General features: G+C 74.8%; 26 protein-coding genes and 1 riboswitch. Of the genes, 15 read left to right on the plus strand and 11 right to left on the minus strand.

The genetic code is table 11. From position 1 onward, the window contains the following. The first annotated feature begins 59 nt into the window (after positions 1-59). The gene (locus GCU60_RS17095; protein WP_239521358.1) at positions 60-1,280 is read left to right on the plus strand and encodes an MFS transporter; all 1,221 of its coding nucleotides are present in this window, start codon (positions 60-62) and stop codon (positions 1,278-1,280) included. A 7-nt stretch (positions 1,281-1,287) separates the two neighbouring features. On the opposite strand, the gene GCU60_RS17100 is transcribed toward GCU60_RS17095, so the two are convergent. Both GCU60_RS17100 and GCU60_RS17105 read right to left on the minus strand, forming a co-directional pair. Further along, positions 1,288-1,905 (minus strand): flavodoxin family protein, encoded by a 618-nt coding sequence (locus tag GCU60_RS17100; RefSeq protein WP_163207451.1) that lies wholly within the window; start codon positions 1,903-1,905, stop codon positions 1,288-1,290. An 81-nt stretch (positions 1,906-1,986) separates the two neighbouring features. Continuing rightward, entirely contained in the window at positions 1,987-2,472 is a 486-nt protein-coding gene (locus tag GCU60_RS17105) for an FBP domain-containing protein (RefSeq protein WP_204262224.1), read from the minus strand. A 283-nt stretch (positions 2,473-2,755) separates the two neighbouring features. Further along, positions 2,756-2,909, plus strand: a riboswitch (cyclic di-AMP (ydaO/yuaA leader). A 14-nt stretch (positions 2,910-2,923) separates the two neighbouring features. Between GCU60_RS17105 and GCU60_RS17110 the strand changes: the two genes are divergently transcribed. Continuing rightward, a complete protein-coding gene (locus GCU60_RS17110) occupies positions 2,924-4,087 on the plus strand; it encodes a C40 family peptidase (protein WP_163207455.1) in 1,164 nt (387 codons plus the stop codon). A 312-nt stretch (positions 4,088-4,399) separates the two neighbouring features. Continuing rightward, entirely contained in the window at positions 4,400-5,617 is a 1,218-nt protein-coding gene (locus tag GCU60_RS17115; RefSeq protein ID WP_163207457.1) for an MFS transporter, read from the plus strand. Positions 5,618-5,633: 16 nt separating this feature from the next. Here GCU60_RS17115 and GCU60_RS17120 read toward each other — a convergent pair whose 3' ends face one another. Then, the gene (locus GCU60_RS17120) at positions 5,634-6,470 is read right to left on the minus strand and encodes an ABC transporter permease (RefSeq protein ID WP_163207460.1); all 837 of its coding nucleotides are present in this window, start codon (positions 6,468-6,470) and stop codon (positions 5,634-5,636) included. After that, complete coding sequence (locus GCU60_RS17125) at positions 6,467-7,465, minus strand: ATP-binding cassette domain-containing protein (protein WP_204262226.1); 999 nt, start codon at positions 7,463-7,465, stop codon at positions 6,467-6,469. The genes GCU60_RS17120 and GCU60_RS17125 overlap by 4 nt, the downstream gene beginning before the upstream one ends. Before the next feature lie 202 nt (positions 7,466-7,667). Here GCU60_RS17125 and GCU60_RS17130 point away from each other — a divergent pair, with 202 nt between their 5' ends. From GCU60_RS17130 to GCU60_RS17155, 6 genes are all read left to right on the plus strand, one after another. Beyond that, entirely contained in the window at positions 7,668-8,282 is a 615-nt protein-coding gene (locus GCU60_RS17130; protein WP_163207462.1) for a DUF4178 domain-containing protein, read from the plus strand. After that, the gene (locus GCU60_RS17135; RefSeq protein WP_163207464.1) at positions 8,279-8,788 is read left to right on the plus strand and encodes a DUF2617 family protein; all 510 of its coding nucleotides are present in this window, start codon (positions 8,279-8,281) and stop codon (positions 8,786-8,788) included. The genes GCU60_RS17130 and GCU60_RS17135 overlap by 4 nt, the downstream gene beginning before the upstream one ends. Further along, positions 8,785-9,192, plus strand: a complete 408-nt coding sequence (locus GCU60_RS17140) for a DUF4247 domain-containing protein (protein ID WP_163207466.1) — start codon at positions 8,785-8,787, stop codon at positions 9,190-9,192. Before GCU60_RS17135 ends, GCU60_RS17140 begins: the two co-directional genes overlap by 4 nt. 43 nt (positions 9,193-9,235) lie before the next feature. After that, the gene (locus GCU60_RS17145) at positions 9,236-9,700 is read left to right on the plus strand and encodes a DUF350 domain-containing protein (RefSeq protein WP_163207468.1); all 465 of its coding nucleotides are present in this window, start codon (positions 9,236-9,238) and stop codon (positions 9,698-9,700) included. Positions 9,701-9,704: 4 nt separating this feature from the next. Continuing rightward, the gene (locus GCU60_RS17150; protein ID WP_163207470.1) at positions 9,705-11,267 is read left to right on the plus strand and encodes a polyamine aminopropyltransferase; all 1,563 of its coding nucleotides are present in this window, start codon (positions 9,705-9,707) and stop codon (positions 11,265-11,267) included. Between the two features lie 163 nt (positions 11,268-11,430). Further along, positions 11,431-13,038, plus strand: coding sequence for a peptide chain release factor 3 (locus tag GCU60_RS17155; RefSeq protein ID WP_345770661.1), 1,608 nt, complete (start codon positions 11,431-11,433; stop codon positions 13,036-13,038). A gap of 8 nt (positions 13,039-13,046) precedes the next feature. Here the strand turns inward: GCU60_RS17155 and GCU60_RS17160 are convergent, their stop codons facing one another. Beyond that, complete coding sequence (locus GCU60_RS17160) at positions 13,047-13,919, minus strand: alpha/beta fold hydrolase (RefSeq protein ID WP_163207474.1); 873 nt, start codon at positions 13,917-13,919, stop codon at positions 13,047-13,049. A gap of 103 nt (positions 13,920-14,022) precedes the next feature. On the opposite strand from GCU60_RS17160, the gene GCU60_RS17165 reads away from it, so the two are divergent. Continuing rightward, the gene (locus GCU60_RS17165; protein ID WP_163207476.1) at positions 14,023-14,385 is read left to right on the plus strand and encodes a DUF1330 domain-containing protein; all 363 of its coding nucleotides are present in this window, start codon (positions 14,023-14,025) and stop codon (positions 14,383-14,385) included. Between the two features lie 9 nt (positions 14,386-14,394). On the opposite strand, the gene GCU60_RS17170 is transcribed toward GCU60_RS17165, so the two are convergent. From GCU60_RS17170 to GCU60_RS17180, 3 genes are all read right to left on the minus strand, one after another. After that, the gene (locus tag GCU60_RS17170) at positions 14,395-16,053 is read right to left on the minus strand and encodes a thiamine pyrophosphate-binding protein (protein ID WP_163207478.1); all 1,659 of its coding nucleotides are present in this window, start codon (positions 16,051-16,053) and stop codon (positions 14,395-14,397) included. Then, positions 16,050-16,826, minus strand: a complete 777-nt coding sequence (locus GCU60_RS17175) for a cyclase family protein (RefSeq protein ID WP_163207480.1) — start codon at positions 16,824-16,826, stop codon at positions 16,050-16,052. Before GCU60_RS17175 ends, GCU60_RS17170 begins: the two co-directional genes overlap by 4 nt. Before the next feature lie 65 nt (positions 16,827-16,891). After that, the gene (locus GCU60_RS17180) at positions 16,892-17,074 is read right to left on the minus strand and encodes a PspC domain-containing protein (protein ID WP_104529884.1); all 183 of its coding nucleotides are present in this window, start codon (positions 17,072-17,074) and stop codon (positions 16,892-16,894) included. A gap of 94 nt (positions 17,075-17,168) precedes the next feature. Here GCU60_RS17180 and GCU60_RS17185 point away from each other — a divergent pair, with 94 nt between their 5' ends. Further along, positions 17,169-17,363: a hypothetical protein gene (locus GCU60_RS17185; RefSeq protein WP_163207482.1), complete on the plus strand. Its 195-nt coding sequence runs from the start codon at positions 17,169-17,171 to the stop codon at positions 17,361-17,363. Positions 17,364-17,369: 6 nt separating this feature from the next. On the opposite strand, the gene GCU60_RS17190 is transcribed toward GCU60_RS17185, so the two are convergent. Then, entirely contained in the window at positions 17,370-18,728 is a 1,359-nt protein-coding gene (locus GCU60_RS17190; RefSeq protein ID WP_163207484.1) for an alpha-amylase family glycosyl hydrolase, read from the minus strand. Positions 18,729-18,995: 267 nt separating this feature from the next. Between GCU60_RS17190 and GCU60_RS17195 the strand changes: the two genes are divergently transcribed. Continuing rightward, on the plus strand, positions 18,996-19,199 hold the full coding sequence (locus GCU60_RS17195) for a cold-shock protein (RefSeq protein WP_104529886.1): 204 nt from the start codon (positions 18,996-18,998) through the stop codon (positions 19,197-19,199). Positions 19,200-19,305: 106 nt separating this feature from the next. Then, entirely contained in the window at positions 19,306-19,536 is a 231-nt protein-coding gene (locus GCU60_RS17200; RefSeq protein ID WP_163207486.1) for a hypothetical protein, read from the plus strand. A 126-nt stretch (positions 19,537-19,662) separates the two neighbouring features. Here GCU60_RS17200 and GCU60_RS20540 read toward each other — a convergent pair whose 3' ends face one another. Beyond that, a complete protein-coding gene (locus GCU60_RS20540; RefSeq protein ID WP_345770662.1) occupies positions 19,663-20,442 on the minus strand; it encodes an alpha/beta hydrolase in 780 nt (259 codons plus the stop codon). Between the two features lie 172 nt (positions 20,443-20,614). Between GCU60_RS20540 and GCU60_RS17210 the strand changes: the two genes are divergently transcribed. Then, positions 20,615-22,384, plus strand: a complete 1,770-nt coding sequence (locus GCU60_RS17210) for a SpoIIE family protein phosphatase (protein ID WP_204262227.1) — start codon at positions 20,615-20,617, stop codon at positions 22,382-22,384. Positions 22,385-22,388: 4 nt separating this feature from the next. On the opposite strand, the gene GCU60_RS17215 is transcribed toward GCU60_RS17210, so the two are convergent. After that, positions 22,389-22,829, minus strand: coding sequence for a flavodoxin family protein (locus GCU60_RS17215; RefSeq protein WP_163207490.1), 441 nt, complete (start codon positions 22,827-22,829; stop codon positions 22,389-22,391). Between the two features lie 33 nt (positions 22,830-22,862). Here GCU60_RS17215 and GCU60_RS17220 point away from each other — a divergent pair, with 33 nt between their 5' ends. Then, positions 22,863-23,132 (plus strand): YciI-like protein, encoded by a 270-nt coding sequence (locus GCU60_RS17220; protein ID WP_163207492.1) that lies wholly within the window; start codon positions 22,863-22,865, stop codon positions 23,130-23,132. Positions 23,133-23,138: the final 6 nt, after the last annotated feature.

Below are 23,138 nucleotides of genomic sequence, written 5' to 3' on the forward strand. Positions count from 1 at the left end.
CCGGGGCCGACACGCCGGGTCCGGGAATGCTCCGCCGCTCGTTGCTCTTGGCAACGACCATGCCCGTCCCGACGCTCTCGCGGACCCCGGCGTTCTGGACCGCGGCCGGACTGCTCCTGCTCGTCCTCGCCGCCTCGGGTGTCCCGACGCCGCTCTACCGCATCTACCAGGAGGAGTTCGGCTTCGGGCCCGGGGCGCTGACCAGCGTCTTCGGCATCTACGCCTTCGCCCTGCTGGCGACCCTGCTGGTGGTGGGCGGGCTGTCCGACCACGTCGGCCGGCGTCCGGTCCTCGTCGGTGGACTGCTGCTCCAGGCGGCGGCGATGGTGGTCTTCCTGGCCGCCGACGGCATCGGCTGGCTGCTGGTGGCCCGGGTCGTGCAGGGCCTGTCCGTGGGCGCGCTCACCGGCACCCTGGGCGCCCTGCTGCTGGACACGCAGCGCCCCGATCGGCCGCTGGGACCGCTGCTGAACAGCGCCGCACCGGGCCTGGGCCTCTCCTCCGGGGTGATCGGGGCCGGCCTCGCCGTCGAGTACGCGGCGTCGCCGACCCGGTGGATCTTCGCCGTCCTCACCGGCGCGATGCTGGTGGCCGCCACGGTCGTCGCGCTCCTGCCCGAGACCTCCCCACGCGCCCCGGGGGCGCTGGCCTCGCTCCGCCCGACGGTGCGCGTGCCCCGGTCGCAGCGGTCGGCGTTCATCACCGCGATGCCGGTGCTCGTCGCCGCCTGGGCGCTGGGCGGGCTCTACCTCTCCCTCGGCCCCTCGCTGGCCGCCACGGTCTTCGGCATCGAGACACCGCTGGTCGGCAGCCTGCTCGTCCTGGCCATGCAGGGAACGGCGGCGTTCGGTGCGGTGGTGGGGCACAACCTGCCCGCCGAACGGTCCATGGTGGCCGGGGCGTCGGTGTTCGCGACCGGCGTCGCCGGCACGATCGCGGCCCTGCTGACCGGTGAGACCGTCGTGCTCTTCCTCTCGGCGGTCGTCTCCGGGCTCGGCTTCGGCATGGGCTTCCTCGGCGCCGTCGCCACCGCGAGCGCCGGCGTGGCACCGGACGAACGGGCCGGGCTGCTGTCCAGCGTCTTCGTGGTCGGCTACCTCAGCTTCAGCGTGCCGGCGATCATCGCCGGCACCGTCTCGGCCTCCGTCGGGCTCGAGACGGTCACCGAGGTCTACGCCGCCGTCCTCGTGGTGCTGTCCCTGACGGCGGTGGCCGGTGTCCGCCTGCGCCGCCGGGCCGCGCAGCGACCCCTGCCCGCGCAGGAGTCGCTGCCGGCCTGACCGCCGGTCAGCGTCCCGGGTAGGGGGTGGCCCGCAGCGCCCGCGCCAGGTGCGCGGCGTTCTCGGCCAGGGTCGCGGTCGTGGAGGCCACGGCCTCCGGCGTCTCCTCCAGGTCCATGTAGTCGGTGCCGCCCATCGCCTGGTCGTTCCAGTAGGTGCTGCCCTGCGACGGGATGGTGAAGCCGACGTCGTTCAGGGCCTGGAACAGGTCCGCGACGATCTTGTGCGCGCCGTCCTCGTTGCCGACGACGGAGACCACGGCGACCTTGCCGGCGACCAGCGGCCGGCCCGAGTCGTCGGTCTCCGACAGCTCGCCGTCCAGGCGCTCCAGCACCCGCTGCGCGATGCTGCTCATGTGCCCGACCCAGGTCGGCGTGGAGACGACGAGGATGTCCGCGGCCATCAGCTGCTCGCGGATCGACGGCCACGCGTCGCCCTCCCCCATGTCCACCTCGACGCCGGGCTTCACGTCGTGATCGGCCACCCGGACGACGTCGCCGGTCACGCCGTGCTTGCCCAGCTCCTCGAGGATCTGACGGGCGATCAGGTCGCTGCTGGACGGGGACGACGAGGGCCTGAGGCTGCAGACGAGGGCGAGGGCTCGGAGCGACGCGGTTTCGGTCATGCCCCTGGTCTGCCCCGCCGACCTGCGCATTCACACATGACGATCGGATTGCGCGCGACCGGAATCGTGCGCCGCCCGGGTTCAGGAGTGGCGCACCGCGTCGAGGAAGCCGTGCACCCGCTCGCGGAGGTCGGCCACCCGCTCCTCGGCGACCTCCTCGGGGTCCCGGTCGCGCAGCCACGGCGGGATCTCCGTGCGGGCCCGCTCGGCGCAGCGGAGGTCGGCGCAGATGTAGGTGCCCACGGTGTTGCCGTTCCGGCCGGCCTCGCCCATCCGCCGGGCGGTGAACAGCGAGACCGCGTCGCCCGACCGGGCCGTCTGGCAGAGCAGGCACATCGCCGGCGTGCGGCTGGACATCCTCGTGTCCGCGGCGCGCAGCGAGATGCCGACCGGTCGCCCCTCCTCCTGCACGACCAGGTAGCCGCGCAGCGGTGCCTTGGCATCGCGCCAGCCGAGGAGCTCGATGTCGTCCCACGCCAGCGACGCGAAGCCCCGGGGCAGCGTGAGCCCGGCCGCCTCGCCCCGGGAGCAGTTGATGAACGACCGGCGCACCTGCTGCTCGGTCATGGCTTCCACGGTGGACGGCTCCTGTCGGTCGTGCGGCGTTGCGGCAGGTGATCCTGCGCCAGGGGCCGTTCGCCGCGCGAACGATTTTCTCCGGCCCCGGAGCTCGCGGGTGCCGGCCCGCAGCAGCGGCGCGTCGGTGACGGTCGGTGGGCGACCCGCCCGGCTGGTGCGAAGTTCCGGACGAATTCGTCCGTGCCCGTGGTGGGGTCCGGTCCCGGCACCTAGCGTGGGTCCGTCCGGACGGCCCGACCGTCGCTCTACCGGTGACAGCCGCCCGGACGCCGCCGAACCACCGCCGGCACCCGCCGGCACCCGGACCGGGGACCCAACGCACTCCTGGGGTGAAGCGACCGACCGGCCCGCACGGGTCGCCGGACGCCGGGCGCCTTCCCGCCCGAACCCGTCAGCTCACCCGGTAGGCGGCCGTGGAAGAAAGGACAACCCGCCGAACATGGCGAGTTCGCTCAGCCCTGCCCATCGTCGGATCACCGGACGACGGGCCCTGCTCGCCCTCCTGGCCGCCGGCGGCGTCGCCCTGACGCCGTTCCCCGCCGCCGCCGACCCCCAGCCCGAGACCTCCCAGGACGCCGCCGCGCTGATCGCGGCCAAGGCGCACGACCTCGAGGTGCTCACCGAGCGGTTCAACGAGACCCGTGAGCAGCTGAAGAGCACGAAGGAGGCAGCCGACCGCGCCGCCGCCGGGCTCGAGGCCGCGCACACCGCACTGGCCGAGGCCCGCGACGACGTGCGCACCGTGGCCCGCAGCGCCTACACCGGGGAGCGCCTCGGCACCCTCGAGGCGATGCTGAGCAGCGGCTCCCCCACCGACCTGATCGACCGGGTCGGCATGCTCGACACCATCGCGACGCACAACAACGGCGTCCTGGGCGAGGCCCGGCAGGCCGGCGACGAGGCCGACCGCGCGCAGGCCTCGGCCGAGCAGGCGGCCGCCGAGGCCCAGCAGCAGGTCGACCGGGTGACCGCCGAGCGCGCCCGCCTCGACGAGCAGATCGCCCTCTACCAGGCGCAGTACGACCGGCTGGACGCCGAGGAGCAGCGCGCCTCGCGGGCTGCCGCCGAGCGGCACGCCATGGAGCAGGCGGCCGCCGCGCCGGAGCAGGAGCCCGCACCCGCGGCGGAGCAGGAGCCGGCGGCGTCGGCACCGGCGGACTCCGCGCCCGCACCGGCACCACGTGCCGCCGCTGCCGCCCCCGCCCCCGCGCCCGCCGTCGCGGCACCGGCTCCGGTCGCGGGCGGCAGCGGAGCGGCCCGCAAGGCGGTGGAGACGGCGCTGGCGCAGGTGGGTGACCCCTACGTGTGGGCAGCCGCCGGGCCGAACGCCTTCGACTGCTCCGGCCTCACGCAGTTCGCCTACACCGCGGCCGGGATCAACCTGCCGCACTCCAGCCGCATGCAGTCGCAGATGGGGACGCCGGTCTCCCGCTCGGCGCTGCAGCCGGGTGACCTGCTGTTCTTCTACAGCCCGGTGAGCCACGTGGGCATGTACGTGGGCAACGGGCAGATGGTGCACGCCTCCACCTCGGGCGTCCCGGTGAAGGTCGCGCCGATCGACTCGATGGGCAACTTCACCAGCGCCCGCCGCATCGCCGGCTGACAGCCGCGGGAGCATCGCAGCGAGGAACGAGCGAGGAGCGGACCGAGGCGCGGAAGCCGGCAGGGTGATCGCCGGCTGACAGCCGCGGGAGCATCGCAGCGAGGAACGAGCGAGGAGCGGACCGAGGCGCGGAAGCCGGCAGGGTGATCGCCGGCTGACAGCGGTCCGAGCGTCGGGTTGAGCCGGACCACCGGACGTCCGGCCGCGCCACGGCGCGGCTGGACGTCGGGTGGACCGGTCGCACCCCGGCCATGGCGGGGCCCGGGACCGTGCCCGCGGTCACCTGGGTGCGGCATGAAACCATCGCGATCCGTGCGGGTCGGGACACGGGGGGACCTCCCCCGCGAGGTCAAGGTCCTCGCCGTCATCGCGTTCGTCGTCGCGCTGGGCTTCGGCGTCGTCGCCCCCGCCATCCCGCTGTTCGCCCGCAACTTCGGGGTCGGCACCACGGCCGTCGGGCTGGCCGTCAGCGCCTTCGCCTTCTTCCGCTTCGTGTCGGCGTTCAGCGGCGGCACGCTGGTCGAGCGCTTCGGCGAGCGGCTGGTGCTGGCCGCCGGTCTGGTCATCGTCGCCGTCACCACGGGCCTGGCCGGCCTTGCCGGCTCGTTCCCACTCTTCCTCGGCCTGCGGGCGGCCGGTGGCATCGGCAGCGCCATGTTCACCGTCGCGGCGCTGTCGCTGCTGCTGCGCGTGGCCCCGCCGTCGCACCGCGGCCGGGCAGCGGCGACCTGGCAGGGCGGTTTCATCCTCGGCGGCATCGCGGGCCCGGCGGCCGGCGGACTGCTGGCCGAGCTCTCCCCCCGCCTGCCGTTCTTCCTCTACGCCGGCTTCCTGCTGCTGGCCGGCAGCGTCGGCATGCTGATGCTGCGCTCGGCCGAGCCGGACCCGGGCGCACCCGAGGCGTCCGACGTCGCCGGCCCCGACCTGAGCGCCGGACCGGTCGGCCTGGCGTCGGCGCTGCGGTCGCGGGCCTACATCGCCGCGCTGGTGGCGAACTTCGGCGTCGGCTGGGTGCTGTTCGGCGTCCGCAACTCCCTGGTGCCGCTGTACGTGACCGAGGAGCTCGGCCGCACCGTCGCCTGGGCGGGGGCCGGGCTGCTCGCCGGATCGGTGGCCCAGGCACTGGGCCTGCTGCGGTCGGGACGGCTCGTCGACGGCTGGGGACGGCGGCCCTCGCTGGTCCTCGGTGCCGCGCTGGCCACCGCCGCGATGGCGATCCTGGTGCTGCCGCCGGCGCTGGGCGCCTTCCTCGTCTCCATGGCGGTCTTCGGGCTGGCCGCCTCGCTCCTGGCCAGCGCCCCGGCCGCCCTGGTCGGTGACCTCAGCGCGGCCCGCGGCGGGCGCATCGTGGCGGTCTTCCAGATGTCGGCCGACCTCGGCGCGATCGCCGGCCCGCTGGTCGCCGGCTGGCTCACCGACGTGGCGTCCTTCCAGATGGCGTTCGGGGTGAGCACCGCGGTGCTGGCGGCCGGGCTGGTCGCCGGCCTCGCGATGGGCCGCGAGGCCCCCCGGCCGGCGACCGGCGCCTGACCTCGCGGCAACGGCGTCAGCGGCTGCGGTACAGCCGCGTGGTCAACGGGAGGAACACCGCGGCGAGCCCGGCTGCCACCGCCAGCGACACCCCGATGGCGACGCCGTCCGGGGTGCCGTCCATCAGTGACCGGCAGGCCGTCGCCAGCACCGAGATCGGGTTGACGTCGACGAAGGCCTGCAGCGGCCCGGGCAGGGTCGCCGGGTCGACGAACACGTTGGACAGGAACGTCAGCGGGAAGATGCCCATGAACCCGGCGTTCATCACCGCGTTCGGGCTGCGCAGCAGCAGGCCCAGCACGCAGAAGAACCAGGACAGCCCGAACGAGAAGACGACGACCAGCGCCAGCGACGCCACCGCGCCGGCGACCCCGGCGTCGGGCCGGTAGCCCAGTGCCACGCCCACCACGATGATCACCGTGCCGGCGATGACGTACCGGACGCTGTCGCCGAGCAGCGAGCCCAGCAGCGGCGCCGGCCGCCAGATCGGCAGCGAACGGAACCGGTCGACGACGCCCTTGGTCAGGTCGGTGTTGAGCGAGACCCCGGAGTAGACGGTGGTGAACAGCACCGACATCACCAGCAGCCCGGGCAGCGTGTAGTCCAGGTAGGCGCTGGTGGAGCCCGCGATCGCGCCGCCGAACAGGTACGTGAACATCAGCAGGAACATCACCGGGGTCACCGTGACGTCCAGCAGCTGCTCGGGGACGTGCTTGACCTTGAGCATCCCGCGCCAGCCGAACGTGAGGGCCGTCGCCAGCCGCCCGGGGCGGGGCGGCCGCGCGGTGGAGGCGATCGCGCGGCGGACCGCCGCGGTGTCGGCGGTCTCCGTGGCGGAGGTGGCTGCGCTCATGACGACTGCTCCTCGAGGGTGGTGGTCGGGGGCTCCCCGGTGGGGGCGTCCACGGCGGGGTGACCGGTCAGGGCCAGGAACACCTCGTCCAGGCTGGGCTGGCCGAGGGAGAAGTCGGCCAGCCCGATGCCGGCCCGCGCGAGCTCGGCCAGGCCGACCGCCGCGCGCTCGGAGTCGGTGCACTGCGCGGAGAGGGCGGCCGGGTCCGCCTCCAGGACGGCGTCGCCGACGGCGCGCTCCAGCAGGGCCGCGGCCTCCGGGCGCCGAGCGGCATCCAGCAGCCGCACGTGCAGCGCCCCGGTGCCGACCGAGGCCTTGAGCTGACCCGGCGTGCCCTCGGCGATCACCCGGCCGCGGTCGATCACCGCGATGCCGTCGGCGAGCTGGTCGGCCTCCTCCAGGTACTGCGTGCAGAGCAGGATCGTGGTGCCCTCCGCCACCAGCGCGCGGGCGATCTCCCACACGTGGTTGCGCGACCGCGGGTCCAGGCCGGTGGTCGGCTCGTCGAGGAACATCAGCCGCGGGGTGACCACGATGCTGGCGGCGATGTCGAGCCGCCGCCGCATCCCGCCCGAGTAGTGCTTGACGAGCTTCCCGGCCGCAGCGGCGATGCCGAAGGCCTCGAGCAGCTCGTCGGCGCGGGCCCGCGCCGACGCCCGTCGCAGCCCCAGCAGCCGCCCGAGCAGCACGAGGTTCTCGCGGCCGGTGAGCTCCTCGTCGACCGAGGCGAGCTGGCCGGTGAGGCTGACCTGCTCCCGGACCGCGTCGGCCTCGGTGACCACGTCGTGCCCGAGGACGCGCGCGGTGCCGGCGTCCGGGCGGATGAGGGTGGCCAGCATCCGGATCGTGGTGGTCTTCCCCGCCCCGTTGGGGCCCAGGACCCCGTAGACGACGCCGGCGGGCACGGCCAGGTCGATGCCGGCCACGGCGGTGGTGTCGCCGTAGGTCTTCACCAGCCCGGTCGCCTCGATGGCCAGTGGTGCGTGCACGGTCATGGGTACCTCGCCCGGAACGGGGGTCGTCGTCCTTGTCTCTCGGTCAGACGGACTCTGCACCCGGAACTCATCGCCGGCGACCGACTTTTCCGCTCGCCCGTCCGTGCTGGCCGGCGCGACCGGGGCACGGGCGCTGACCGGCGACCCGGCCGCGCGATAGGTTCGGTACGGCCCATCCACCGACCGCCAGGAGGCCGCCCCGATGTCCGACGTGCTCCTCGTCCTGCTGATCGTCGTCCTGGTGGCCCTGGCCGTCCTCGCCGTGGTCATCCTCGTGCTGCGCCGCCGCAACCTGGCCGCGGCCGGACCCCGCCGGCGCGTGGACCCGCTGGCCGACGAGCCCGACGTCTACGACCCGCACAAGATCGGCGTGGGTGACGTCATCACCTACGCGGGCATCGACCACGTCGTCCGCGGCACCATCGTGCTGGAGGAGGGCGGGATGATCTGGCGCGAGCACCTGCTCGACGGGTCGACCGGCCGCCGCTGGCTCACCGTCGAGGACGACGAGGGCGACCTGGAGATGACCCTCTGGATGCGGCGGGAGGGGACCAACCTCGAGCCCGGCGGCGACGTGGTCCTCGACGACCGCGTGCACCGCCAGATCGAGCGCGGCCGGGCCGCCTACACCGCCGAGGGCACCACGGGCACGCCGCCCACCGGCACGGTGGAGTACGCCGACTACGCCACCGCCGACAAGACCGGCCTGCTGGCGTTCGAGCGGTGGGCGCCCACCCAGTCGTGGGAGGTCTCCACCGGACGGGCGGTCAGCCGCGGCGAGCTCACCGTCTACCACCGCACCTCCGAGACGCCGTGAGCCTGCACCTCCTGGACGTGGAGCCGCGCGACGTCGTCGCCGCGGCGCTGGGCCTGGTCCTCGACCGGCCGGCCCCGCACCCCCTGGCGGAGCTGCGGCTGACCGACGGCGCCGACGGCGAGATCGTGCTGGGCGTGCTCGGCGCCTCGCACGTGGTCACCGCCGTCGCCGACGGGCAGCGGCTCACCGAGGAGATCTCCTGCGACGCCGTCGGCGCCGGCGGGGAGCCGCTCCCCCGGCACCACCGTGCGCCCGGCTACGAGCTCAGCTCGACGGTCGCCCGCGTCGGCCGCGCCGAGCTGGACGCCACGGCCGACCGGCTCCGCGCCCGCGCCGCCGCTGAGCCGGGCTGGCTGCTCGGCGCCTTCCCCGGCTCGGCCGGGGCGCTGACCGCCCTCACCGCCCAGCCCCTCGCCGGAGGCGGCTGGACGTGGGACACCTGGCACCTCTACCCCGACGGCGAGACCGGCGAGATCGTCACGACCCGGAGCAGGTGGAACCCGTGAGCGCACCCCGCCGGCTGGCCGCCCTGGCGCTGACCGCCGTCGTCCTGCTGACCGGCTGCGGCAGCGGTGGCGACGTCCGCGGCTTCCTCCAGGACACCTACCGCCTCACCGACTCCGACGGCGACACCTCCGTCTACTCCTCGCCGGACCCGGTGGGCACCACCACCGCCGCCATCGTCGACGCCGTGCCACCGGCCGAACGCCAGGCCGACGGCGGGAACGAGTACCTGCGCTACTCCGACGACATCGTCATCGTCAGCGCGGCGGCCTCCGGCAGCACCGTGCGCGTCGAGGACCTCGACGGCCGCTACCGGGGCGGCTTCTTCGCCTTCCTGGGCCCGGGGTTCCGGCCCGGCTCCCCCGTGGGGAGCGGCGGGGGCGGCGGCCCCGGAGACGGCAAGTGACCCAGCCCCGCAGCCCCCACCCGATCCCAGGAGGAACCCCGACGTGAGCACGACATGGCAGGCGCTGGAGTTCGGCACCGTCGACGGCGACGCCCTGGGGCAGGGGGTCGTGGCGACGCTGCTGTTCTTCGTCATCGGGGTGGCCGTGCTGGCCCTGGGCTTCCTCGCGCTGGACCTGCTCACGCCGGGCAACCTGCGCACCCAGGTCTACCTCGACCACAACCCGAACGCGGCGATCCTGCTGGGCGCCAACCACCTGGCGCTGGCGATCATCGTGGTGACGGCGATCATGACCAGCGGCGACAGCCTGGCCCAGGGGCTGGTCGACACGGCCGTCTACGGCCTGGTCGGCGTCCTGCTCCAGGCCCTGGCCCTGCGGGTGCTGGACGCCGCCATCCCGGCCGACCTGCGCGCCCTGGTGAACGAGCCGCGGGTGCGCGGTTCGGCCTGGGCCGTGGGCATCAGCCTGGTCGCCATCGGCGCGGTGAACGCCGCCGCCCTGTCCTGAGCCGGTGGCTCCGACCACGGCGCAGGCGCCGCCGGTGGCCGTCGGGGTCCGCTCCCGGCCGCTGCTGCTCGCCGCGGTCGCGGTCTGCGCCGCCTGCGGGCTGATCTACGAGCTCGTCCTGCTCACCCTGTCGGCCAGCCTCGTCGGCGGCGGCATCACCCAGACCTCGCTGATCGTCGCCGGCTTCGTCGCCGCTCTCGGGGCCGGGGCGCTGCTGGTCAAGCCGTTCCTGCACCGCCCGGCGAGCACGTTCGTCGCGGTGGAGATCCTGCTCGGCATCGTCGGCGGGCTCAGCGCGGTCACCCTGTACGTCTCCTTCTCCTTCTACGGCACCAGCAGCGCGGTGCTGCTCGGTGCGACCGCCGTCATCGGTGTGCTCGTGGGCGCCGAGGTGCCGCTGCTGATGACGCTGCTGCAGACCGGTCGCGCGGGCGTCGACGCCGAGGGCTCGGGACGGCTCCTCGCCGACCTCAACGCCGCCGACTACGCCGGGGCGCTGCTGGGCGGCCTGCTCTGGCCGTTCGTCCTCCTCCCCCTGGCCGGGCAGGTGCGCGGCGCGGCGCTGACCGGCGTGGTGAACCTGCTGGCCGCCGCCGCCGTCGCCGCGCTGCTCCTGCGGCACCAGCTCAGCCCGCGCGCCCGGCGCGCCGCCACCGCAGCCCTGCTGCTGGCCGCCGCCGTGCTGGGGCTGCTGCTGGTTCGCGCGAAGGACATCGAGACGACGGCCCGCCAGCGGCTGTACGACGACCCGGTGGTGGCCGCCGACCGGTCGGCCTACCAGGAGATCGTGCTCACCGAGCGGGGCGGTGACGTGCGGCTCTACCTCGACGGCGACCTGCAGTTCTCCAGCCGCGACGAGCACCGCTACACCGAGTCGCTGGTCTACCCGGCGCTGGCCCGGGACCCAGCCCGGGTGCTGATCCTCGGCGGCGGGGACGGGCTGGCCGCCCGCGACGTGCTCCGCCACCCGAGCGTGCGCGAGGTGGTGCAGGTCGAGCTGGACCCGGCGGTGGTGCAGCTCGCGCGCACCCGGCTGGCCGCGCTCAACGACGACGCCCTGGACGACCCGCGCGTGCAGGTGGTGCAGGACGACGCCTTCCGCTGGCTGCGGTCACCGGCCGCCACGGGCTTCGACGCGGTGATCGTCGACATGCCCGACCCCGACACCCCGGTGCTGGGCAGGCTGTACTCCGAGGAGTTCTACGGCCTGGTCGCCGCGGCCCTCGCCCCCGGGGGCCTGGTGACGGTGCAGGCGGGCAGCCCGTACTCGACCCCGACCGCCTTCTGGCGGACGGTGTCGACGATGGAGTCCGCGGGGCTGGCCCCGGCGCCATACCACGTGCACGTGCCGAGCTTCGGCGACTGGGGCTTCGCCCTCGCCCAGGCCGGGACCACCCCACCGGCGCTGGATTTGTCGCCGTCCACCCCGGACACGAGGTTCCTCGACGACGCCGTCCTCGACGCCGCCGCCGTCTTCTCCGCCGACCGGCCCCGCCAGCGGCTGACCCCCTCGACGCTGGACCGCCCGCTGATCGTGGAGGACATGCGGGCCGGCTACTCCGGCTGACGCCTGTAGCGTTCACGGGTACCGGACACCGGCGGACAGCTCGCCCGCCCGTCCCCGGCGCACCGGCCCGTGCCGGTCGACGCCTGCGGACGCGGTGTCCCCCGCAACCGTGGCGCGCAGCCCTCTCCGGCGAGGCGCGCCCTCGCACCGAGGAGAACGTCCCGTGACCGTCGCCAGCTCGCCCGGCGAGGCCGCCCGCTCCGCGGTCGCGGAAGCCGCCCGCCGCCGCACCTTCGCCGTCATCAGCCACCCCGACGCCGGCAAGTCCACGCTGACCGAGGCCCTGGCCCTGCACGCCCGCGTCATCGGCCAGGCCGGCGCGGTGCACGGCAAGGCCGGCCGCCGCGGCACCGTCTCCGACTGGATGGACATGGAGAAGGCCCGCGGCATCTCCATCACCTCCGCGGCGCTGCAGTTCGAGTACCGCGACGCCGTCGTCAACCTGCTGGACACCCCGGGCCACGCCGACTTCTCCGAGGACACCTACCGGGTCCTCACCGCGGTGGACGCCGCGGTCATGCTGGTCGACGCCGCCAAGGGGCTGGAGACCCAGACGATGAAGCTGTTCGCGGTCTGCAAGCACCGCGGCATCCCGATCGTGACCGTCATCAACAAGTGGGACCGCCCGGGCAAGGACGCCCTGGAGCTGATGGACGAGATCGCCGAGCGCACCGGGCTCACCCCCACCCCGCTGACCTGGCCGGTGGGCATCGCCGGTGACTTCCGCGGCGTGCTCGACCGGCGCTCCGGCGACTTCCGCCGCTTCACCCGGACCGCCGGCGGCGCCACGATCGCCCCGGAGGAGCTGCTGGACGCCGAGGCGGCGGCCGCGCGGGAGGGCGACGTCTGGCTGCAGGCGCAGGAGGAGGCCGAGCTGCTGACCGAGACCGGTCAGGTGCACGACCAGGAGTCCTTCCTGGGCGGGGTCAGCACGCCGGTCCTGTTCGCCTCCGCGGTCTCCAACTTCGGCGTCGGCGCGCTGCTGGACACCCTGGTCGACCTCGCGCCGGCCCCCACCGGCCGCCCGGACGCCGAGGGCGCCGTCCGCGACCTGGACGCCCCGTTCAGCGCCTTCGTGTTCAAGGTGCAGTCGGGCATGGACGCCGCCCACCGCGACCGGCTGGCCTACATCCGGATCTGCTCGGGGGTCTTCGAGCGCGGCATGGTCGTCACCCACGGGAAGACCAGGCGACCGTTCGCCACCAAGTACGCCCAGCAGGTGTTCGGCCGGGACCGCGAGGTCGTCGACCTGGCCTACCCCGGGGACGTCGTGGGCCTGGTGAACGCCAACGCGCTGGGCGTGGGCGACAGCCTCTACAGCGAGAAGCCGGTCACCTATCCCCCGGTCACCACGTTCGCCCCGGAGCACTTCGCCGTCGTCCGGAGCAAGGACACCGCCAAGCACAAGCAGTTCCGCAAGGGCATCGAGCAGCTGGACTCCGAGGGCGTGGTGCAGGTGCTGCGCTCGGACCGCCGGGGCGACGGCTCACCCGTGCTGGCCGTGGTCGGGCCGATGCAGTTCGAGGTGGCCACGCACCGCATGGAGCACGAGTTCAACGCCGCGGTGCACCTGGACCGGCTGCCCTACAGCCTGGCCATGCGCACCGACGCGGAGTCGGTGCCGCTGGTGCAGGCCTCCGGCGGCACCGAGGTGGTCCAGCGGTCCAACGGCGAGCTCCTGGCGCTGTTCACCGACAAGTGGGCGCTGCGCATGCTCCAGCAGCGGCACTCGACCATCACTCTCGAGCCCCTGGTGGCCGCGCAGCTCTGACCGGTGACTCAGGCCAGCAGCGTCCGGTAGATCTCCTCGGCGTGGTCGAAGACGAGGAAGTGCCCCTCGCCCATCGGCCAGTGCCCTGAGCTGTCCGGGAGCATCGCGCTGAGCACCTGCCCCATGACGACGGGGACCTGCCAGTCCTGCGTCCCGTGCCAGATGTGCACCCGCTGCCCGATCGCCGACAGCGGGAACCCCCACGGCCGGAACAGCAGCGCGCGGTCCTCGGCCAGCGCGGCCGGGCCGTTGCGCAGCCCCTCGGAGAAGGTGTCGGCCAGGATGCGCCGGACGGCGGGACGGCCGATCACGCGACGGTCGGCGGCGTTCAGCCGGACCTGCAGGTAGCGCGGGATCATCGCCGGGCGCAGCGCGATCGGTGCGAACACCGGCCGGAGCGCCGAGGCCAGCTGCGCGGGCCGGTGCGCGGCCGCCCGGATCCGCTCGGGCACCCACCGCGGCCACGGCCACGGGACGTCGGGCGGCGGCGCCCCGCCGAGGATGCCGACCACCCGGACGCGGTCGCCGAACACGTGCGCGCTGGCCAGCGCGTAGGCCGCGCCTCCGGAGAGGCTGAGCACGGCGAACCGCCCGATCCCCAGGGAGTCCAGCAGCTGCCGGACGTCGTCGGGCCAGTCCATGACCCGGCGACCGGGCTGGGGGTCCGACAGCCCGAAGCCGGGCCGGTCGGGGACGACGAGGCGCACCCCCCAGCGCCGGTAGTCCTCGGCGTCCTCGACGTGCCGCTCCAGCCGGGAGCTCGGGGACCCGTGGCAGCCGAGCACCGGCTCACCGTCCGGATCGCCGTACTCCGCGTACGCCAGCGTCCGGCCGTCGCCCAGCCGGATGCTGCTCTCCCGAGGTCCCGCTCCCGCGCCCATGCCGGGTCCCCTACCCACACCGTGTCGACAAGTCGCCCTGTCGGCAGATCGACCTGTCGGGATGTCGTCGAACCGGCACGTCGACCGTTGCTAGCGTGCCGGCATGGCGATCGATCCCCGTGGTGCGGACCTGAAGCGGTACCTGCAGGAGGACCCGGGCGGCCCCGTGGTCATGCTCAACCTGCTGCGCTACGCCGAGGGCGGGCGCGAGCTGTACGCGCAGTACGCCGAGGCGCTGAGCTCGACGTTCCTGCCGCGCTACGGCGGCGAGGTGCTCTACGCCGGGGACGGCTCGACGTCCCTGGTCGCCGAGCAGGGTCAGGAGTGGGACGCCGTCCTGCTGGTCCGCTACCCGTCGCGCGCGGCCTTCAGCGCGATGGTGGCCGACCCGGAGTACCAGCAGGTGACGCAGCTGCGCACCCGGGCGCTGACCGAGGCGGTGCTCCAGGCCACCACCGCCTGGTAGCGCCGCTGGTCAGTGCCCGCGGAAGGCCTCCTCCAGCCACCAGGACGGCTCGGTCCTGGTCACCTTCGCGTCGACCAGCAGCGGTGCGCTGCGGGGGCCGGCCAGCCAGGCGGCGACGCCGTCGAGGTCGCCCGGCTCCCGGACGGTCACCGCCTCGAACCCGTGGCCGCGGCCGATCGCGGCGAAGTCGGTCTCCGGGAACCGCACCGTGTCCAGCGGGTGGCCGCCCGGGCCGAAGTGGTGCACCTCGGCGCCGTAGGCCGCGTCGTCGTAGACCACCACGACCATCGGCAGCTCGAGCCGGACGACCGTCTCCAGCTCCGCGGCGCCCATCAGCGCGCCGCCGTCGCCGAGGGCCGCCACGGGCAGCCGGTCGGGCCGGGCCAGCGCCGCACCGATGGCCGTGGCCAGGCCGAGGCCCACGGACTGGAAGGCCTGGGTGAAGCAGAACCCGTGCTCGTCGGGCACGTCGAGGAACATGCTCGGGTAGCCCATGAAGTTGCCCGAGTCGACGGCCACCACCCGGTCGGCGGGGAGCAGGTCGTCGAGGGCCAGGGTGAGCGTGCGCGGGTCGACGAGCCCGGCTCCCCCGCCGTCGGCGAAGGGCTCGTCCCGCCAGCGGCCGCGCTCGGCGATCGCCCGCCGGACCTCGGGCGTCCGGTACCCGACGACCTCCGGCTCCTCGAGCAGCACCGCCGCGGCCCCGGCGACCAGCCGCACGTCACCCACCACCCCGAGGCCGACCGCGCGCTGCGCGCCGATGGCCCCGGGTTCGACGTCGACCTGGACGACGACGGCGTCGTCGGCGATGAGCCGGCCGTGCCGCATGGTCCACATGTTGAGCTGGCAGCCCCAGCCGACGATCAGGTCGGCACCGGAGATGAGCTCCGCCGCCAGCGGCGTGGCGAAACCGCCCGAGACGTCGAGGTCCCAGGCGCTGCCGCGGAACAGCCCCTTGGCCACCGCGGAGGTCGCCAGCAGGGCGCCGCAGCGGTCGGCGAGGTCCTCCAGGGCCATCCGCGCACCGGCACCCCGCGCACCCCGGCCGGCCACGAACACCGGCCGGCGGGCCCGGCGGAGGGCCGCCACGAGCGGTCCGACGTCGACCTGACCGGCGGCGCCGGCCGGGGGCGCCACCTCGCGGGCCCCGTCGGGCACGGGCAGCTGCTGGACGTCCAGAGGCAGGTTGAGGACGACGACGCGCCGCTGGTCGCGGGCCGCCGCCACCGCAGCGGCCGCCTGCGCCTCCGCGTCGGCCGCCGAGGTCACCCGCATCGACAGCGCGCCCACGGCGGCGGCCAGCGCGGGCTGGTCGACGAAGAAGTTCGACCGCGGCGACGTCGCCTCGGCGGTGAGCACCACCAGCGGCGTCCGGCTCTTGGCCGCCTCGGTGATGCCGGTGAGCGCGTTGGTCAGCCCGCAGCCCTGGTGCAGGCTGACCGCCGCGACCCGTCCGCTGGTGCGCGCGAACGCGTCGGCCATCGTGGCCGCCCCGCCCTCGTGGCGGGCGGCCACGTACCGGGCGCCGGCCGCGACCATCGCGTTGGTCGCCACGAAGTTGCCGGATCCCACGACCCCGAACACGGTGTCGATCCCGCTCCGGACCAGCACCTCGCCGACCGCGGCGGCGACCGTCCGCGCCGGAGCGTCCCCGGGCGCCGCCGTCATCCCCGCTCGACCAGCGCCAGCACCCGCGACGGCGAGCCGGAGCCGCCGACGATCGGCAGGGGTGCGGCCACGACCAGCGCACCGGTGGGCGGCAGCTGCGCCAGGTTCTGCAGCTGGGTCAGCCCGTACTTGCCGCTGCCCATGAGCGAGGCGTGGCACGGGAAGGGCGGGTCGAACGAATGCGCCGCACCGGCGTCGGTGCCGACGGTCTCGACCCCGAGCCCCAGCACCCGGGACTCCTCGGCCAGCCACCGCGCGCAGTCGACCGACAGGCCGGGGGTGTGCGGGCCGGTGTCGTCGGCGTTGAGGAACTCCTGCTGGGACTCCGAGCGGGCGTCCCAGCCGGTGCGGAAGAGCAGCCAGCCGCCCTCGGGCAGCGGGCCGTGGGTGGCCTCCCACTGGCGGATGTGGTCGACCTCGAGCAGGAAGTCGGGGTCCGCGGCGGCCTGCTCGGAGAAGTCGAGCACCGCGGCGGGGGCGATCAGCCGGCGCGCCGGCACCGAGGCGACGTCCTCGCCGTCGCGGCCGGTGACCCAGTGGTTGGGCGCGTCGAAGTGGGTGCCGGTGTGCTCGCCGGTCCGGAGGTTGTTCCAGTACCAGGCCGGGCCGCGGTCGTCGTAGCGGCTGAGCTCCTCCAGCTGGAAAGTCGCCGTCTGCGCGAACTGCTCCGGGAGCTGGATGACCGGCGTCTCCGACGACAGCGGCGCGGTGAGGTCGACGACCTCGATCCGCGACGTGGCCAGGGCCTCGGCGAAGCTGGACAGGATCGACATCGCGGTCCCTTCGGGGGGCGGGCGGAACGGCGGACAGTCAAGCACGGTCCGCCGCTCCCGCCGGCTCAGCCCGCCTTGGGGATGATCAGCCAGAGGCCGATGTAGACCAGCTCGCCGACACCCACCAGGCCGAAGATCACGAAGCCCAGCCGCACGAGCCCGCGGGAGAGCCCGAACCGGTCGGCAAGGGCGGCGCAGACCCCCGCGATCATCTTTCCGGACCGTGGCCTGACCAGCGTCGACGTCATGGTCCAGCCGTACCCGCGATGCCTGGCCGGAACCCCGACGGGCCGGCCGGGAGACGCGGGGGCTGGTCCGCGGGTGGACGGGTAGGGCAGTCCGATGGATGCAGTCTCGTTCGGAAAGGCCGGCCTCAAGGGCTGGCGCGCGAAGGTGGCCGACGCCGTGGCCGGACCGGTCGCCCGGCGCACGTCGGTCACCGACGACCAGGTGCGGGCCGCGATCGGGGCGCTGTTCCTGGCCCTGTCGGTCATGTACGTGGCGAAGGCGGTGAAGGACCTGGCGAGCAACCGCTGACCCGGCTCAGCCCGCGAGGACCGCCCACCCGTGGGCGGGCAGCCGGACGCGGGCCCCGTCGGTGCCGGCGGCCAGGACGTCGGCCGCCCCGGCGAGCACCTCCCCGGCCCCCGCGGCCGGCAGCTCGGCGGGCCGCTCGCCGACCGAGAGCGCGACGAGCAGCCGCTCCCCCGCGCCGGACAGCTCGTAGACCAGCTGCTCGTTGGCCAGGTGCAGCGTCGTGGTGCGCGCGGTGTGCAGCCACCGGTGCCGGCGGCGCAGGCCGATCAGCTCCTGGTGCAGCCGGTAGGTGGGCAGCCCCAGGTCGGAGAGCTCCTCCGGGCCGGCCGGGAAGGGCGGGCGGACGGCGTCGTCGCCCCCGGCCCGGTCCTCCTTGACCCCCCGGAAGGCGTGCTCGTCGCCGGCGTAGACCGCCGGCGTCCCCCCGGTCGTGAGCAGCGCGACCAGCGCGTGCGGGATGTGCCGCTCGTCGCCCAGCCGGCTGGCGATGCGGGTGACGTCGTGGTTGCCGACGAACGTGTAGGGCGTGAAGTGCTCGAGGTGGCCCGTGTGCCGGGTCAGCGCGGCGTCGAGCTCGAAGAAGTTCGCGTCGTTCAGCGAGCTCCAGATCGCCTTCCACAACTCGTACTGCGTGACGGCGTCCAGGTGTCCGTCGGCGACCACCCGGGCGTAGTCGCCGTGGATGACCTCGCCCATCAGGTAGGCATCGGGGTGCCGGGCGCGCACCCGGTCGGCCACCTGCGCCCAGAACGAGGTGGGGACGGCGTAGGCGGCGTCCAGCCGCCACCCGTCGGCGCCCCGGTCGAGCCAGTGGCACATCACCTCCACGACGTGGTCGAGCACGGCCGGCGAGCCGTGGTCCAGGGCGACGAGGTGGGAGTGGCCCTCGAAGTCGTCGTGGTCGGGTTCGACGCCAGGCCGCCATGCGTCCGCCCCGCCCGGCCACCGCAGCCGGAACCAGGAGGCGGTCGCCGCCGACGGTCCCTGCTCCAGGACCGCCCGGAAGGCGGGGTGCCCGCGGCCGACGTGGTTGAAGACGCCGTCCAGCAGCACCCGCAGGCCGCGCTCGCGGCACCCGGCGACCAGGGCGTCGAAGTCCCCGTCGTCGCCCAGTCGCGGGTCGATGCGCAGGTGGTCGACGGTGTCGTAGCCGTGGGTGGTGGAGTCGAAGACCGGCCCCAGCGCCAGCCCCGAGGCCCCGAGCCGGACGGCGTGGTCGAGCCAGCCGGTCAGGTGGGCCAGCCGGTGGCGGACGGGGGCGCCGGGCTCGCTGCGCTGCTCCGCGCCGACGAACCCCAGCGGGTACACGTGCCACCAGATGGCGTCCCGGACCCACTCCGGTCCATCGGTGCGCGGGGCGCTCATGCCCGCGATGCTGCCGCACACCGGGACCACCCCGCAGCGGCGGGGGCCGCACCGGAGCGGGCGGCGACACACGCCGGAGGGGGGCCCTGGCCAAGATCGCCAACGCGGGGTAGTGTCCTCCCTGGTCGCTGTTGCGCCTCTGCTTTCGTTCTTGAACGTCCGCAGTCGTCTCTGCCTGACGTTCCTCTCGGTCCTGCCGGTCGGTGCGGCGGCCCCGCACCCGGTACGTACCTGTGCGGACACCTCCCAGCACGGAATGAGAACGACATGGCTCAGGGCACTGTGAAGTGGTTCAACGCGGAGAAGGGCTTCGGGTTCATCGCCCAGGACGGCGGCGGCGCCGACGTCTTCTGCCACTACTCCGCCATCGCGAGTGACGGCTACCGTTCGCTCGACGAGGGCCAGCAGGTGGAGTTCGACGTCACGCAGGGCCAGAAGGGCCCCCAGGCGGAGAACGTCCGCCCGATCTGATCGGGTAACACGAAGGGGTCACGGCGCAGCGCGCCGTGGCCCCTTTCGCCTGTCCGGCCCGGACCAGGCGTAGCGTCGAGCACGACACCGAGGGGACCCCATCGCCATGCACGTCGGACGTTGCGCGGAAGCCCATCTCGGCTGTCCCTGCCGGGGCGACGAGGCCATCCACGAGGAGCGGTCCCGCGAACTGAGCGAGGCCCGCGCCACCGCCGACCTGACGGTCGAGTGCCCCGAGTGCGGCTCCCCGACCACCCCGCTGAGCATCGTCTCGTGGGGCAACTGCCGGGCCTGCCGCACCGCGCACTCCCGCTCCACGCACCCACTGCGCTGGTAGTCGCACCACCCCTGAGCCGCTGCGTCGCGGGTGTCCGTCACCTCGCCATGCAGCGTCCCCGGCGGGACGTCGCCGTCGCCACTGCAGCGGTCGGTGACGGCGTCCTGCCGGGGAACCACCCGTCCCTCAAGGCCGGGCGAACCACTCCACGGCCGCGCGTGCCAGCTCCGGCGGCAGCGTGTGCGGCCCCGCGAACTCGCGGTACGTGACGTCGTAGCCCTCGTCCCGCAGGGCGGGCACGATCCGCCGGCTGGTCCGGTCGACGGGCAGGACGGTGTCGTCCTCCCCGTGGGTGAGGAACACCTCCGGCGTCCCCGATCGCGGCGCGGGCGGCACGTAGCCCGGTGAGAAGGCCATGACCCGGGAGAAGAGCCGGCCGTTGGCCAGTCCCAGCCCGAGGGCGTACGAGGCGCCGTCGGAGAAGCCGGCGATCCCGATCCGTCCGGGATCGACCGGCAGCTCGGTGAACACCTGCCGCAGCGCCCGGTCGAGGCGGGCGACGTCCGGGCCGTAGGTCCCACCGACGGCGTCCCACGTGGGTCCCCGCGAGCCCGGTGCCAGTACGACCACGCCGAGTTCGTCGGCCGGTCCGCGGAGCAGCTCCAGCCCCGCCTGCGGGCTCCCCCCGGCTCCGTGCAGGCTGACGACCAGCGGCAGCGGCCTCCCCGCCGCCCCGGCCGGGGGCACGTGCAGCAACGGGTCCGGCTCCGCCCCGAGGTCCAGCGCCCGGGTCCCGGGCGCGGGTGCGGTGGCCACGGCCGGCGCACCCGGCCGGGCGGACAACCGCGCCGGCTCCGCTCCCCTGCCGTCCCCGGATCGGCCCGGGGACCGCACGGTGCAACCGGCGAGCAGGACGGCCACCGCCGGGCCCGCACCGCCCGCCAGCAGCGCTCGACGGGTGGGCACGGTTCCCTCCTGCACGTCCGGAGATGCCGGGACCGGTCCGGTGGCCGCTGACGGGGTGGGCCTGCCGTGCCCCGGGGCCGGGCCGGGGAAACGGGCGGTGCGGGCTGCCCGACGGGCGGCAGGGGAGGATGACTGCGCCCCGGGCCGACGACGAGACAGCAGGAGGAGCGGCGTGATCCCCCAGCTGCGCGAGCCCGACTTCCGCCGGGTGCTCGACGCGGCCCCGACACCGATCCTGCTGCTCACCCCGGACCTCGTCATCGTCTACGCCAACCGGGCGCGGCTGGAGGAGACCGCGACGACGCTCGAGGGCACGGTCGGCCGGCATCTCTTCGACGTCTTCCCGCTCAACCCCGACGATCCGACGGCCGACGGCCCCGGGAACCTCCGGGCGTCCCTGGAGCAGGCGCGCGACACCGGGCAGCCGCACACCATGCCGATCCAGAAGTACGACATCGCGCTGCCCGACGGCAGCTACGTGGAGCGGTTCTGGAGTCCGCGCAACGTCCCGATCCTGGACGACGACGGCACGGTGGTGCTGCTGCTGCACCGCGCCGACGACATCACCGAGTACGTCCGCGACCGCGACGCCGGCGGCGCGGAGGCGGCCAGGCGGCAGGAGTGGCGCGATCGCGTGGCGCAGGTCGAGTCCGACCTGTTCGCGCGCACCCGGGAGCTCGAGCAGCGCAACGCGGAGCTGCGGGCGCTCACCGAGCGGGAGCAGCGCACCGCACGGTCCCTGGCCGGGCTGGCCCGCACCGTCTCGGCCCTCGCCGCGGCGGAGACGCGCGACGACCTGTTCCGGCTGCTGGCCGACCACGGCGGCCCGGGGCTGTCGGCCGACCTGCTGGCCGCCGCGCTCGTGCTCCCGGGCGGCTCGGAGCTGGCGGTCGTCGACGGCGGTTCGGTCACCCGGCGGATCCCGGCGGGCTCCGCCTCGCCCCTGGCCGTCGCGGCGGCCGGCCGGCCGGTCCTCGTCCCCTCCGCCGAGCTCGCCCCCGACGCGCCGCCCCCGGACGCCGGGCTCCGGGCATGGGCGGCGCTGCCGCTGCGGACCGGGGAGCGGGCGCTCGGCTCGCTGCTCGTCGGCTGGCGGCGCCCGCACCCCCTGGAGCCCGACGACGTCCGGGTGCTCCGGGCGTTCGCCGACCAGTGCGGTCAGGCGCTGGACCGGGTCGGCCGGCTGGAGAGCGAGCGCCGGGCGGCCCGGGCCACCCGCAGCCTCGCCGAGACGCTGCAGCGGTCGCTGCTGACCGAACCACCGCAGCTCGACGGACTCGACATCGCGGTGCGCTACCGGCCGGCGGCGCGCGAGGCGGAGGTCGGCGGGGACTGGTACGACGCGTTCCTGAGCCCTGACGGCGCCACCACCCTGGTGGTCGGCGACGTCACCGGGCACGACCGGGACGCCGCCGCGGTCATGGGTCAGCTGCGCAACCTGCTGCGCGGCATCGCCCACGCCCTGGACGGCGACCCGGCGCAGGTCCTCACCGTCCTCGACCAGGCGGTGGCCGACCTCGGCGTCGGGAGCCTGGCGACGGCGCTCGTGGCCCGGGTCGAGCGGCCGGCCGACGACGGACCGCTGCTGCTCCGCTGGTCCAACGCCGGGCATCCACCTCCGCTCCTGCTCGGCCCGGACGGCGAGGTGGAGCTGCTGGGGCGCCCGCGGAACCTGCTGCTCGGGGTGCGCCCGGGGAGCCCGCGGCAGTCGCACGCCCTGCCGCTGCCCGCCGGCTCGACCGTCGTGCTCTACACCGACGGCCTGGTCGAGCGCCGGGGCGCGACGCTGGACGACGGGCTCGACGCGCTCACCGCGGCCGCGCGCGACCTGCACCGCACCCCGGTCGCGCAGATCTGCGACGCGCTGCTGACCCGGACCGCGCCGGACTTCACCGACGACGTGGCACTGCTGGTGCTGCGGGTGGCAGAGGACGCCGGGTAGCCGCTCAGAGGCCGACGGCGACCGTCGCGGCCAGCTCGCGGACACCCTCCAGGTCCGCCGGCGACGGTGCACCGGTCAGGCTCAGCGGCGCGGCGACCCGCTTCCAGCGCAGCGCCTCGGTGATCCGCTCGATGCTCCGCAGCGCCCCCGCGGTGTCGTCGTTGCCGTGCACGTACACGCCGTAGGCCAGCCCGGCCGTGGCGTCCAGGCAGGGGTAGTACACCGTGTCGAAGAAGTGCTTGAGCGCCCCGGACATGTAGCCGATGTTCGCCGGCGTGCCCAGCAGCACGCCGTCGGCTGCCAGCAGGTCGGCCGGGCCCGCCGACAGCGCCGGCCGCAGGGACAGCTCGACGTCGTCGACCATCGCGGCTCCCTCCTTCACCGCCTCCAGCACCGCCTGCAGCGCGGGCGAGGGTGTGTGGTGGACGACCAGCAGGCGGGGCATCCCGGCATTGTCGCCGTCGTGCCAGGGTGGGGCATGCACCTGGTCCTCGAGTACACGCTGGCCGACGACTACCTGGAGCGCCGGGACGCCGTCCGCGAGGAGCACCTGGCGATGCTCCGGGAGGCGCACGACCGGGGCGAGCTGCTGCTCGCCGGCGCGCTCCCCGATCCCTTCGACCGCGCCCTGCTGGTGTGGACGGCGCCGCGCGAGGTCGTCGAACGGTTCGCCGCCGCGGACCCCTACGTCACCCGGGGCGTCGTGACCGGCTGGACCATCCGCACCTGGAACGTCGTCGTCGGCTGAGCGCGG

It is taken from the genome of Blastococcus saxobsidens, from assembly GCF_010682065.1.
Lineage (GTDB): Bacteria > Actinomycetota > Actinomycetes > Mycobacteriales > Geodermatophilaceae > Blastococcus > Blastococcus saxobsidens_B.

What these genes read in the sequence shown, in the direction of transcription:
- GCU60_RS17120 (WP_163207460.1), bottom strand. Translation starts at nt 6,470, where the DNA reads ATGAGCGCAGCCACCTCCGCCACGGAGACCGCCGACACCGCGGCGGTC.
- GCU60_RS17105 (WP_204262224.1), bottom strand. Translation starts at nt 2,472, where the DNA reads ATGACCGAGCAGCAGGTGCGCCGGTCGTTCATCAACTGCTCCCGGGGC.
- GCU60_RS17125 (WP_204262226.1), bottom strand. Translation starts at nt 7,465, where the DNA reads ATGACCGTGCACGCACCACTGGCCATCGAGGCGACCGGGCTGGTGAAG.
- GCU60_RS17175 (WP_163207480.1), bottom strand. Translation starts at nt 16,826, where the DNA reads ATGTCGATCCTGTCCAGCTTCGCCGAGGCCCTGGCCACGTCGCGGATC.
- GCU60_RS17185 (WP_163207482.1), top strand. Translation starts at nt 17,169, where the DNA reads ATGGATGCAGTCTCGTTCGGAAAGGCCGGCCTCAAGGGCTGGCGCGCG.
- GCU60_RS17170 (WP_163207478.1), bottom strand. Translation starts at nt 16,053, where the DNA reads ATGACGGCGGCGCCCGGGGACGCTCCGGCGCGGACGGTCGCCGCCGCG.
- GCU60_RS17110 (WP_163207455.1), top strand. Translation starts at nt 2,924, where the DNA reads ATGGCGAGTTCGCTCAGCCCTGCCCATCGTCGGATCACCGGACGACGG.
- GCU60_RS17165 (WP_163207476.1), top strand. Translation starts at nt 14,023, where the DNA reads ATGGCGATCGATCCCCGTGGTGCGGACCTGAAGCGGTACCTGCAGGAG.
- GCU60_RS17220 (WP_163207492.1), top strand. Translation starts at nt 22,863, where the DNA reads ATGCACCTGGTCCTCGAGTACACGCTGGCCGACGACTACCTGGAGCGC.
- GCU60_RS17190 (WP_163207484.1), bottom strand. Translation starts at nt 18,728, where the DNA reads ATGAGCGCCCCGCGCACCGATGGACCGGAGTGGGTCCGGGACGCCATC.
- GCU60_RS17200 (WP_163207486.1), top strand. Translation starts at nt 19,306, where the DNA reads ATGCACGTCGGACGTTGCGCGGAAGCCCATCTCGGCTGTCCCTGCCGG.
- GCU60_RS17215 (WP_163207490.1), bottom strand. Translation starts at nt 22,829, where the DNA reads ATGCCCCGCCTGCTGGTCGTCCACCACACACCCTCGCCCGCGCTGCAG.
- GCU60_RS17195 (WP_104529886.1), top strand. Translation starts at nt 18,996, where the DNA reads ATGGCTCAGGGCACTGTGAAGTGGTTCAACGCGGAGAAGGGCTTCGGG.
- GCU60_RS17130 (WP_163207462.1), top strand. Translation starts at nt 7,668, where the DNA reads ATGTCCGACGTGCTCCTCGTCCTGCTGATCGTCGTCCTGGTGGCCCTG.
- GCU60_RS17095 (WP_239521358.1), top strand. Translation starts at nt 60, where the DNA reads ATGCCCGTCCCGACGCTCTCGCGGACCCCGGCGTTCTGGACCGCGGCC.
- GCU60_RS17100 (WP_163207451.1), bottom strand. Translation starts at nt 1,905, where the DNA reads ATGACCGAAACCGCGTCGCTCCGAGCCCTCGCCCTCGTCTGCAGCCTC.
- GCU60_RS17160 (WP_163207474.1), bottom strand. Translation starts at nt 13,919, where the DNA reads ATGGGCGCGGGAGCGGGACCTCGGGAGAGCAGCATCCGGCTGGGCGAC.
- GCU60_RS17180 (WP_104529884.1), bottom strand. Translation starts at nt 17,074, where the DNA reads ATGACGTCGACGCTGGTCAGGCCACGGTCCGGAAAGATGATCGCGGGG.